Here is a 10,116-nt window from a genome sequence, read left to right on the forward strand (position 1 = left end):
CACGGCGGCGGCCTCGGTGCATACCGGGCGGGCCAATCGCATCATCGAGGAAGCATTGCGCGGCGGCTGGGTCGAGGAGCTGGCCGGCTATGCGGCGATCCGGCGCGAGGTCGCGGTAGAGAGAGCGAGACTCGACTTCCGCCTCGACGATCCCGAGCGCGGCTGCGCCTTCGTCGAGGTCAAGCAGGTGACCCTCAGGGAGGCAGACGGCCACGGTTACTTCCCCGACGCGGTGAGCGTGCGGGGCCGCAAGCACCTCGAGGCGCTGGCCGCGCTCGCGGCCCGAGGGCACCGCGCCGTGCTGCTCTTCTGCGTGGCCCATGAGGGCATCGAGGACGTGGCCCCTGCGGCCCACCTGGACCCGGTTTATGCCGCGAACCTGCGCGAGGTGGCGGGCCTTGGCGTGGAAGTGCTGGCGCGGCGCTGCGAGGTGATCCGCGAGGCCGGCGTGCCGGTGGCGATCCGCCTGGGGCGCCGGTTGCCGGTCTCACTCTCCCGCGAGGTGGACCCGACCGCGGTCGTCGACTGAGCCGGGAGGCTCGCGGGTTCAGCGGTCGATATAGAAGCGCTGGATGAAGCTGACCTCGGCGGGCGCGGCATTGCGATCGTAGCGCACGCGAAGGTCGAAGCGCATCGGCTCGTCTTCGTGGATGCGGAATACGGCCACCTGGGAGGGTGTGTCGCCGATACGCAGGCTGCGGAACGAAAGCGGCGAGGCGTCGCCCCCGTCGAGCCCGCCGATGCGCCCGTCGACCGAGGCCGTGACCGGGCGGGTCGAGCCATCCTCGAGCTGCTCCATCACGCTGACGTTGAGCAGGGCCATGACCTGGCTGCGCTGGATGCCGTGCTCCCGGGCCACCTCTTCTGGCAGGAAGCTGGTGTTCACGGCGCTGTAGTGGATCTGGTAGTCCCCCACCTGTTCGAACTGCTGTGCCTGGGCCGGCAGGGTCAGCAGCAGTGCCAGGCCCATGCCCAGGGCAGCCAGGCTGTGTCGGATCATCGTCGGTTCTCCCTACTGCGTTGTCTATCGCCTGCGCCTCTTCGGCGTCACGCCCTGTGGCGGGCGACCCGGAAGATGGCAATCTCGCCAAACAGGTTGGGCCACCAGCGCGAGGTCCAGTGCCCCTCGTGGTCACCGATGCCCACCGCCCGGTCGACAATGCTCAGACCCTTGTCGCGGCAGAGTTGTTCAAAGTCGTTGAAGGTCGACAGGTGGATGTTGGGCGTGTCGTACCAGGCATGGGGCAGCGATCGGGACACCGGCATGTAGCCCTTGAAGCCCAGGTAGGCGCGGTGGCGCCAGTAGGCGAAGTTGGGGAAGGTGATGATGCACTCCCCGGCGACGCGCAGCATCTCGTCGAGCATCTGGTCCGGTCGGCGCAGCGCCTGCAGCGCCTGAGTCATGACCACCAGGTCGCAGGCGTCGTCCTCGAAGTTGGCGAGCCCCTCGTCGAGGTTCTGCTCGATGACGTTGACGCCCTTGGCCAGGCAGGCGGTGATGCCGTCGGGGTCGATCTCCAGGCCGTAGCCCGTGACCTGCTTGTCGCGGGCCAGCGCCGCCAGCAGCGTACCTTCGCCGCAGCCCAGGTCGAGCACCCTCGCGCCCTGCGGGACCCAGTCGTGAATCAGCTTGAGGTCGGCGCGCATCATGGGTGGTCCTCCAGGCCCTGGTCGCGGGCGACGCGGTTCATGAAGGCGGCGAAGACCGCCTGATAGCGCGGCTCGGGCATCAGGAAGGCGTCGTGGCCATGCGGCGAGTCGATGTTGGCGTAGCTGACGGCCTTGTCGGCGCGGATCAGGGCGTTGACCAGTTCCTTGGAGCGCGATGGCGGGAAGCGCCAGTCGGTGGAGAAGCTCACCACCAGGAAGGGACAGGCGGCGGGTGCCAGGGCCCGGGCCAGGTCGCCGCCGTGGGCCGCGGCCGGATCGAAGTAGTCCAGTGCCTTGGTCATCAGCAGGTAGGTATTGGCATCGAAGGAGGTGGAGAAGGTGTCGCCCTGGTAGCGCAGGTAGGACTCCACCTGGAACTCCACGTCGTAGCCGAAGTTGAGGTCGTTGCTGCGCAGGTCGCGGCCGAACTTGCTGCCCATGGCATCTTCGGAGAGGTAGGTGATATGGCCCACCATGCGGGCGAGCTTGAGGCCGCGGCGCGGCGCCGTGTCATGGTCGGCGTACCAGCCGTCGTGGAAGTCACGGTCGGAGCGGATCGCCTGGCGGGCCACCTCGTTGAAGGCGATGTTCTGTGCCGACAGCTTCGGCGTCGCCGCGATGACCACCGCATTGGCGATACGCTCGGGGTAGGCGAGGGTCCACTGCAGCACCTGCATGCCCCCCAGGCTGCCGCCGATCACCGCGGCGAAGCGTTCGATGCCCAGCCGGTCGGCCAGCCGCGCCTGGCTGTTTACCCAGTCTTCCACGGTCATGATGGGGAAGTCGGGGCCCCACTGACGTCCTGTCGCCGGATTCCCGCTGGTGGGGCCGGTACTGCCATGGCAGCCACCGAGGTTGTTCAGCGAGACCACGAAGAAGCGATCGGTATCGATCGACTTGCCGGGGCCGATATGCGCATTCCACCAGCCCGGCTTGCGCTCGTCCGTTGCATGGTAGCCCGCGGCATGGTGGTGACCGGAGAGGGCATGGCAGATCAGGATGGCGTTGGAGCACTCGGCATTGAGGGTGCCATAGGTCTCGTATACCAGATCATAGGCCGGCAGCGTCCTGCCGCAGGCCAGGGCCAGGGGGTCGTCGAAGTGCGCCGTCTCGGGCGTCACCAGGCCGACCGAATCGCGGGGAAACTCGGGCATCAGTCGTGTCGTGTCCAGTCGTGAGTGTCGGCCGGCCTCAGAGGCCGACCAGGGCACCGGCGATGCCGGCGGCACGGGTCAGCGAGCCCACCACGATACCATCGATCAGGCTGATGGCGATGAACACCACGATGGGCGAGAGGTCGATCATGCCCAGCGGCGGGATCACCTTGCGCACCGGCGCCATGATCGGCTCCACCAGCTGCATCACCAGCAGGGCACCCGGATGGCTGGCCTGGGGCGCGACCCAGCTGAGGATGATCATCACGATCAGGGCGAAGAAGTAGATCTTGAGGATGGCGTTGGCGATGGCGGCCAGCGAACCGATCGCCACCCCGGCGATGGGCGCCATGCCGAAGCCGGCGATCTGCAGGATCACGATGATGGCGACTGCCTTGATGACGAAAGCCGTGGCCAGAGTGGCCAGGTCGAAGCGACCCATCACCGGCCCCAGGAAGCTCTGGAAGGGGCGTACCGCCGGCTGGGTGACCTTTACCACCGACTGGCTGATGGGGTTGTAGTAGTCGGCCCGAGATGCCTGCAGCAGGAAGCGCAGCATCAGCAGGAAGATGTAGATGTTGATCAGGGTGTTCACCAGCAGCAGGCCGGCACTTCCCAGTTGACTGCCCATCGGGGCTCCTCCGTGTCCTTGAAACGTCGTCGTGTCAGCCCGCGTGCGTGCCGGGCTGTCGGGTCAGCGCTGGCCGAGCTCGTCGGCCATCTCGCGGGCGCGGTCGGCACAGGCGCTCATGGCTTCGGCCATGATGCGGCGCAGGTCGGCCTCCTCGAGGTGCTCGATGGCCCGCTCTGTGGTGCCGCCAGGCGACATCACGTTGCGCTTGAGCTCGGCGGGTGACTTGTCACTCGAGAGTGCCATCTTCGCCGCGCCCAGAGCAGTCTGCATGGCCAGCCGCCGGGCGGTGTCCGCGGGCAGGCCCAGCGTCGCACCGGCGTCTTCCATGGCCTCGAACATCAGGAAGAAGTAGGCGGGGGCGCTGCCCGAGACGGCGGTGACCGCATCGAGCAGGGCCTCGTCGTCGACCCACTCCACCAGGCCCACGGCCTCCATCAGCTCGGTGGCGAGCCGGCGCTGCTCGTCGCTGACGTTGGCATTGGCGTAGAGGCCGGCGGCCCCGGCACCCACCAGTGCGGGGGTGTTGGGCATGCAGCGCACCAGCGGCAAGTCGCCGCCGAGCCAGTGCTCCAGGGTCTCGGCGGGCAGGCCCGCCGCTACCGAGACGATCAGCGGCCGGCGCGCCTGGACGGCGTCGCGCATCTTCTCGCAGACCTCGCGCATGATCTGCGGCTTGACCGCCAGCACCACTACATCGGATTTGGCGACCGCAGCGGCATTGTCGGTCGCGGTCTGGATGCCCAGCCGGTCGTGCAGCGGGGCGAGGATATCGTCGCTCGGCGACGTGGCCGTGATGTCGCCGGGCGCGAAGCCGCTGTCGATCATCCCGCCGATGATGGCGCCGGCCATGTTGCCGGCGCCGATGAAGGTGACTCTGCTGGCCATGGGGGTAGTCCTGTGTCGGTCGACGAATGTGGCCGGCGTGGTGCACCGGCGAAGGGTGGTTGTCACTCGCGTGCGCTTCGCTCCCCGAAGATCGCGGTGCCCAGGCGGACCAGAGTGGCACCTTCGAGCACCGCGACCTCCAGGTCGGCGGTCATGCCCATCGAGAGGGTGTCCAGTGGCGCCTCGGGGAAGCGCTCCCGGAGCGCCTCGAGGGCCTCGCGGAGGCGGGCGAAGGGTGCGCGCTGGGCGTCTTCTGGCCCCTCGGCCGGCGCGGGAATCGCCATCAGCCCGCGCAGGCGCAGGCGAGGCATCGCCTGAACCGCCTCAGCCAAGGCGGGCAGTGCCTCGAGCGAGACGCCCGACTTGCTCGTCTCGTCGCTGATGTTGACCTGTAGGCAGATGTCCAGCGGGCCGAGCGCTTCGGGGCGTTGATCATTCAGACGCCGGGCGATCTTCTCACGGTCTACGCTATGCACCCAGGCGAAGTGCTCGGCCACGTCACGGGTCTTGTTGGATTGCAGCGGACCGATGAAATGCCAGACGATGGGTTCCAATTCCGCCAGCTCGGCCTGCTTGTCCAGGGCTTCCTGGACATAGTTTTCGCCAAACTCGCGCTGGCCGAGGTGCCAGGCCTCGCGGATCAAAGCGGCGGGCTTGGTCTTGCTGACGGCCAGCAGCCGGGCGGCATCGGCGGGCCGGCCGGCTGCATTCAGCGCGTCGGCGAGCCGGGTACGGGCCGCGGCCAGGGATTCGGAAAGTACCAGGTCCGTCATGTCTGAGTGTCTGTCATACTGATCATATTGAAGGGAACCTTATTCCGGGAGCAGGGGAAACGCATGGATATTACCGAACTGCTGGCATTCTCGGCAAAACAGAAGGCCTCGGACCTCCACCTATCGGCGGGCCTGCCGCCGATGATCCGCGTCGATGGCGACATTCGCCGGCTCAATGTGCCGGCCATGGAGGACCGCGAGGTCCGCAAGCTGATCTACGACATCATGGCGGACCGCCAGCGCCGCGACTACGAGGAGTTCTTCGAGACCGACTTCTCCTTCGAGGTGCCGGGTGTCTCGCGCTTCCGTGTCAACGTCTTCAACCAGGCCCGTGGTGCCGGGGCGGTGTTCCGCACCATTCCCACCGAGGTGCTGACCCTGGAGGACCTGGGCATGGGCACGGTCTTTCGCCAGCTCTCCATGCTGCCTCGTGGCCTGGTGCTGGTGACCGGCCCCACCGGCTCGGGCAAGAGCACCACGCTGGCGGCGATGATCGACTACATCAACGACAACCGCTTCGAGCATATCCTCACCATCGAGGACCCGGTGGAGTTCGTCCATCGCAGCAAGCGCTGCCTGGTCAACCAGCGCGAGGTGCACCGCGACACCCTTGGCTTCGCCCCGGCGCTGCGCAGCGCCCTGCGCGAGGACCCGGATATCATCCTGGTCGGCGAACTGCGCGACCTGGAGACCATCCGCCTGGCGCTGACCGCGGCCGAGACTGGCCACCTGGTGTTCGGCACCCTGCACACTACCTCGGCGGCCAAGACGATTGACCGGATCATCGATGTCTTTCCCGGTGATGAGAAGTCCATGGTGCGCTCGATGCTCTCCGAGTCATTGCAGGCAGTGATCTCCCAGGCACTGCTCAAGCGCCAGGGGGGTGGCCGGGTGGCGGCTCACGAGATCCTCGTGGCCACCGCGGCGGTGCGTAACCTGATCCGCGAGGACAAGGTGGCGCAGATCTACTCGGCGATCCAGACCGGTGGCAACCTGGGCATGCAGACTCTGGATGCCTCGCTGGCGCGCCTGGTGACGGACAACACGGTGGCGCGCGACGAGGCCCAGTCGAAGGCGAAGGGCGTGCTGGCCAGCTAAGGAAGACACAATCAAAAAAAAGGGTCATCGCAATTCGGCGTGAAAACGATGGGAATTTCGCGTAGGCCGGATAAGCCGAAGGCGCATCCGGCGCGGCGGAGGCACCCATTCCACGCCCGGTGCGCTGTCGCTTACCGGGCCTACAGGGGGTGGGTGGCCAGCCGGTGTCGTGCGGTGAACTATCACGCCAGTCTGCGATGAACCAAAAAAAGGAGCAGGGACATGACGGCAACAGAATGGCTCTACCAGCTGCTGGATATCATGGTGCAGAAAGAGGCGTCGGATCTCCTGATCTCCGTGAATGCGCCACCGACCTTGAAGATGGCCGGCCAGCTCACCCCCCTGGGCGACCAGGGGCTCAGCGTGGCACAGGTCACTGAACTGGTCGGTGCCTCGATTCCCGATACGTTGCGGGAGCGCTTCCGGGTCGAGCACGAGGCGAACTTCGCGCTGAGCCTCCGGGGCAAGGGGCGCTTCCGCGTCAGTGCCTTCCAGCAGCGCAACCAGATGGCCATGGTGATCCGGCGCATCGGCTTCGAGATTCCTCATCTGGAGGATCTTTCGCTACCCGCCACGCTCGGCGATCTGGCCAATAACAAGCGCGGCCTGGTATTCGTGGTCGGGGGGACTGGCACCGGCAAGTCGACCACTCTGGCGTCGATGATCCAGCAGCGCAATGAAACCTTGGGGGGCCACATCATCAGCGTCGAGGATCCCATCGAGTACGTGCATCCGCACCGCAAGGCGATCATCAATCAGCGCGAGGTCGGCATCGACACCGAATCTTTCGAGGTGGCGCTGAAGAACACCCTGCGCCAGGCACCGGACGTGATCCTGATTGGCGAGGTGCGTACCCGCGAGACCATGGAGCACGCCCTGACCTTTGCCGAGACCGGCCACCTCTGCCTGGCGACCCTGCACGCCAACAATGCCAACCAGGCACTGGATCGTATCATCAACTTCTTTCCCATTGAGCGACATGCCCAGGTGTGGCTCGACCTCTCGCTCAACCTGCGGGCCATCGTCGCCCAGCAGCTGTTGCCTACGGTGGATGGCGGGCGTTGCCCGGCCATCGAGATCATGCTCAAGTCACCGCTGATCGGCGACCTGGTACGCAAGGGCGAGGTCAGCGAGATCAAGAACGTCATGACCCGCTCGCGGGATCTCGGCATGCAGACCTTCGACCAGGCGCTCTACGACCTCTTCAAGGCCGGCAAGATCACCGAGGAGGTGGCGCTGGTGCATGCCGACTCGGCCAACGATCTGCGCATGATGATCAAGTACGGCGACGAAGGCAGCGAAGGGGTAGCCGGGGCCAAGGAGGCCGCCAGCCACCTCTCGCTGCGCGGCGAGGACGACTTCTAGCGCGCCCCGCGGCTCAAGGGGCGTAGAGCCCACCCAAGACGCGGGGGCCGGCGGCGCCGGTTACCGAGGGCAGGTTGCCGGGCAGGCCGGCCAGCCGCCGCCACGCCAGCCAGGCGAAGGCGCCGGCCTCCAGCCACTCGGCGGGCCAGCCCCAGTCCTCCCCGGGGAGCAGCGGCGTCTCGGGCAGCCGGCGGGCCAGGCGAGAGAGCAGGTCCGGGTTGCGGGCGCCGCCACCGCAGGGCACCAGCACCGCGGCCGGTGGTGCCTCGAGGCGTTCTCTGGCCATGCCCACGCCAAGGGCCACGCTGGCGGCAGTCAGCTCGGCCAGGGTGGCCTGGACGTCTTGGGGCGCCTCCCCGCCCTGCAGATGCCCTTGCAGCCAGTCCAGATGGAAGAGCTCCCGCCCCGTGCTGCGCGGCGGTGGCAGGTGAAAGAAGGGCTCCACCAGCAGGCGCTCCAGCAGTCCCTCGTTGACCTGCCCCGAGGCTGCCCAGTTGCCACCGGCATCGAAGCGCCCCCCGCGGTGTCGAGCATGCCAGGCATCCAGCAGGGCATTGGCGGGGCCGGTGTCGAAGCCCAGCGGTGGGCGTTCGTCTTCGACGGGCGGCAGCAGGGTCAGGTTGGCGAAGCCGCCCAAATTGAGCACCAGGCGCCATTCGCCGTGCGCCCGGAACAGTGCCTCATGGAAGGCCGGGGCCAGGGGCGCGGCTTGGCCACCAGCGGCCAGGTCGCGACGCCGGAAGTCGCCCACTACCGGACGACCGGTGAGTTCGGCCAGCAGGCTGGGGTTGTCGAGCTGCAGCGTATAGGCCGGGCCGCTATCATGGCCCCGAGGAGCGTGCTCGATGGTCTGGCCATGGCTGCCGATGGCCGAGATGGCCGTCCTCTCCATCCCGCTCGAGGCGATCAGTGCCTCGACGGCAGCGGCCTGCAGGCGGCAGAAGGCGTCCTCGGCGGCCGCCAGTTCGGCAAAGGTCATCCGGTCGGCATGGCAGAGTCGCCACAGCAGGTTGCGCAGCGTTTCGGGCATCGGTGTGTCATGGGTGGCGACCAGGCGTGGTGCACTGTCCTCCTGGATCTCGACGAGGGCGGCGTCGATGCCGTCGAGGCTGGTACCTGACATCAGGCCGATGTAGAGACTCATGGGGACTCCTGGGCGGGCTCAACCGTGGATGGCGGGACATGGTAACATCCCCGACCATTCGACTACCGAGTGCCCGCGGTGTCGCGGGCCGCCTGCTGAGTGGAGAGGAGATAATGACCGATGTTGCTGGCGCCCTGGCGCTGCTGAAGCGCGGCACCCACGAGATCCTGCTCGAGGAGGAGCTGGTCAAGAAGTTGGAGTCCGGGCACAAGTTGCGCATCAAGGCGGGCTTTGACCCCACCGCGCCGGACCTGCACCTGGGGCATAGCGTCCTGCTGACCAAGATGCGTCAGTTCCAGGACCTGGGCCACGAGATCATCTTCCTGATCGGCGACTTTACCGGCCGCATCGGTGACCCCACCGGCAAGAACGTGACGCGTAAGCCGCTCACCGAGGAGGAGGTCAAGGCCAACGCCCAGACTTACAAGGAGCAGGTATTCAAGATCCTCGATCCCGAGAAGACCGAGGTGCGCTTCAATGCCGAGTGGTTCTCTGCCATGAGTGCGGCCGACATGATCGAGCTGGCTGGTCAGAGCACCGTGGCGCGCATGCTCGAACGTGACGATTTCGACAAGCGCTATAGTGCGGGTCAGCCGATCTCCATCCACGAGTTCCTCTACCCGCTGGTGCAGGGCTACGACTCCGTGGCGCTGGAGGCCGACGTGGAGCTTGGCGGTACCGACCAGAAGTTCAACCTGCTGATGGGGCGCGAGATCCAGAAGCACTTCGGCCAGGCGCCCCAGGTCGTGATCACCATGCCGCTGCTCGAGGGCCTGGATGGTGTGCAGAAGATGTCGAAGTCGCTGGGTAACTATGTCGGAGTCGACGAGGCGCCGGGGGCGATGTTCAACAAGCTGGTCTCCATGCCTGACAGCTTGATGTGGCGCTATTTCGAGCTGCTCTCGCTCAAGCCCAATGAGGAGATCGAGGCGCTCAAGCGGGATGCCGAGGCCGGTGCCAACCCCCGGGACCTCAAGATGATCCTCGCCCGCGAGCTGATCGGCCGCTACCACGGCGAGGCGGCGGCGGCCAATGCCCACCGCAGCGCCGGCAACCAGCTGGCCGAGGGGGAGCTGCCCGAGGACCTGCCTGATGTCGAGGTCGACTTCGAGGGCAGCGCCCAGGCGCCCATCGCCGCCGTGCTGAACCGCTCGGGGCTGGCCAACAACAGCGCCCAGGCCAAGGACATGCTCGGCAATGGCCGGGTCAAGGTGGATGGCGACGTTGTCCAGCGCGACCATATGCTGGAGACCGGGAAGAGCTATGTGATCCAGGCAGGAAAGAAGCGCTACGCCCGGGTGACCCTCGCCTGACGCCTCTCGGCAGGCGCGCCAACGACGCCCGCCCTGTGCGGGCGTCGTCGTTTCTGCCCACGGGCTATCTTGTCCACAGCCGGTGGTCACGAGGGGCTGT

At 66.9% G+C, this 10,116-nt stretch carries 11 protein-coding genes; 4 read left to right on the forward strand and 7 right to left on the reverse strand.

Annotated elements, in window-relative coordinates; genetic code table 11:
- Positions 1 to 529, forward strand: a 529-nt coding sequence (locus tag RI841_RS10725; RefSeq protein WP_310705590.1) for a DNA/RNA nuclease SfsA, incomplete at its 5' end; no start/stop codon positions are given.
- A gap of 18 nt (positions 530 to 547) precedes the next feature.
- Here the strand turns inward: RI841_RS10725 and RI841_RS10730 are convergent.
- From RI841_RS10730 to RI841_RS10755, 6 genes are all read right to left on the reverse strand, one after another.
- Positions 548 to 1,000 (reverse strand): DUF4426 domain-containing protein, encoded by a 453-nt coding sequence (locus tag RI841_RS10730; protein WP_310705591.1) that lies wholly within the window; start codon positions 998 to 1,000, stop codon positions 548 to 550.
- A 47-nt stretch (positions 1,001 to 1,047) separates the two neighbouring features.
- A complete protein-coding gene (gene metW / locus RI841_RS10735) occupies positions 1,048 to 1,647 on the reverse strand; it encodes a methionine biosynthesis protein MetW (protein ID WP_310705601.1) in 600 nt (199 codons plus the stop codon).
- Positions 1,647 to 2,804 carry a homoserine O-acetyltransferase gene (locus tag RI841_RS10740; protein WP_310705592.1) on the reverse strand — a complete coding sequence of 386 codons (1,158 nt, stop codon included), beginning with the start codon at positions 2,802 to 2,804 and terminating at the stop codon, positions 1,647 to 1,649. The genes metW and RI841_RS10740 overlap by 1 nt, the downstream gene beginning before the upstream one ends.
- Before the next feature lie 37 nt (positions 2,805 to 2,841).
- A complete protein-coding gene (locus RI841_RS10745) occupies positions 2,842 to 3,435 on the reverse strand; it encodes a YggT family protein (RefSeq protein ID WP_310705593.1) in 594 nt (197 codons plus the stop codon).
- 63 nt (positions 3,436 to 3,498) lie between these two features.
- Entirely contained in the window at positions 3,499 to 4,323 is an 825-nt protein-coding gene (proC, locus tag RI841_RS10750) for a pyrroline-5-carboxylate reductase (RefSeq protein ID WP_310705594.1), read from the reverse strand.
- Positions 4,324 to 4,385: 62 nt separating this feature from the next.
- Positions 4,386 to 5,096 (reverse strand): YggS family pyridoxal phosphate-dependent enzyme, encoded by a 711-nt coding sequence (locus tag RI841_RS10755; RefSeq protein ID WP_310705595.1) that lies wholly within the window; start codon positions 5,094 to 5,096, stop codon positions 4,386 to 4,388.
- Positions 5,097 to 5,159: 63 nt separating this feature from the next.
- Here RI841_RS10755 and RI841_RS10760 point away from each other — a divergent pair, with 63 nt between their 5' ends.
- Entirely contained in the window at positions 5,160 to 6,194 is a 1,035-nt protein-coding gene (locus RI841_RS10760; protein WP_310705596.1) for a type IV pilus twitching motility protein PilT, read from the forward strand.
- Positions 6,195 to 6,416: 222 nt separating this feature from the next.
- A complete protein-coding gene (locus RI841_RS10765) occupies positions 6,417 to 7,559 on the forward strand; it encodes a PilT/PilU family type 4a pilus ATPase (protein WP_310705597.1) in 1,143 nt (380 codons plus the stop codon).
- Between the two features lie 13 nt (positions 7,560 to 7,572).
- On the opposite strand, the gene RI841_RS10770 is transcribed toward RI841_RS10765, so the two are convergent.
- A complete protein-coding gene (locus RI841_RS10770; RefSeq protein ID WP_310705599.1) occupies positions 7,573 to 8,703 on the reverse strand; it encodes an anhydro-N-acetylmuramic acid kinase in 1,131 nt (376 codons plus the stop codon).
- 113 nt (positions 8,704 to 8,816) lie between these two features.
- Between RI841_RS10770 and tyrS the strand changes: the two genes are divergently transcribed.
- Positions 8,817 to 10,016: a tyrosine--tRNA ligase gene (gene tyrS / locus RI841_RS10775; RefSeq protein WP_310705600.1), complete on the forward strand. Its 1,200-nt coding sequence runs from the start codon at positions 8,817 to 8,819 to the stop codon at positions 10,014 to 10,016.
- Positions 10,017 to 10,116: the final 100 nt, after the last annotated feature.

It is taken from the genome of Halomonas sp., assembly GCF_031581305.1.
Classification (GTDB): domain Bacteria; phylum Pseudomonadota; class Gammaproteobacteria; order Pseudomonadales; family Halomonadaceae; genus Halomonas.

Coding starts and splice junctions, on each gene's coding strand:
- RI841_RS10745 (WP_310705593.1), bottom strand. CDS start 3,435: ATGGGCAGTCAACTGGGAAGTGCCGGCCTGCTGCTGGTGAACACCCTG.
- proC (WP_310705594.1), bottom strand. CDS start 4,323: ATGGCCAGCAGAGTCACCTTCATCGGCGCCGGCAACATGGCCGGCGCC.
- RI841_RS10755 (WP_310705595.1), bottom strand. CDS start 5,096: ATGACGGACCTGGTACTTTCCGAATCCCTGGCCGCGGCCCGTACCCGG.
- metW (WP_310705601.1), bottom strand. CDS start 1,647: ATGCGCGCCGACCTCAAGCTGATTCACGACTGGGTCCCGCAGGGCGCG.
- RI841_RS10770 (WP_310705599.1), bottom strand. CDS start 8,703: ATGAGTCTCTACATCGGCCTGATGTCAGGTACCAGCCTCGACGGCATC.
- RI841_RS10760 (WP_310705596.1), top strand. CDS start 5,160: ATGGATATTACCGAACTGCTGGCATTCTCGGCAAAACAGAAGGCCTCG.
- RI841_RS10730 (WP_310705591.1), bottom strand. CDS start 1,000: ATGATCCGACACAGCCTGGCTGCCCTGGGCATGGGCCTGGCACTGCTG.
- RI841_RS10740 (WP_310705592.1), bottom strand. CDS start 2,804: ATGCCCGAGTTTCCCCGCGATTCGGTCGGCCTGGTGACGCCCGAGACG.
- RI841_RS10765 (WP_310705597.1), top strand. CDS start 6,417: ATGACGGCAACAGAATGGCTCTACCAGCTGCTGGATATCATGGTGCAG.
- tyrS (WP_310705600.1), top strand. CDS start 8,817: ATGACCGATGTTGCTGGCGCCCTGGCGCTGCTGAAGCGCGGCACCCAC.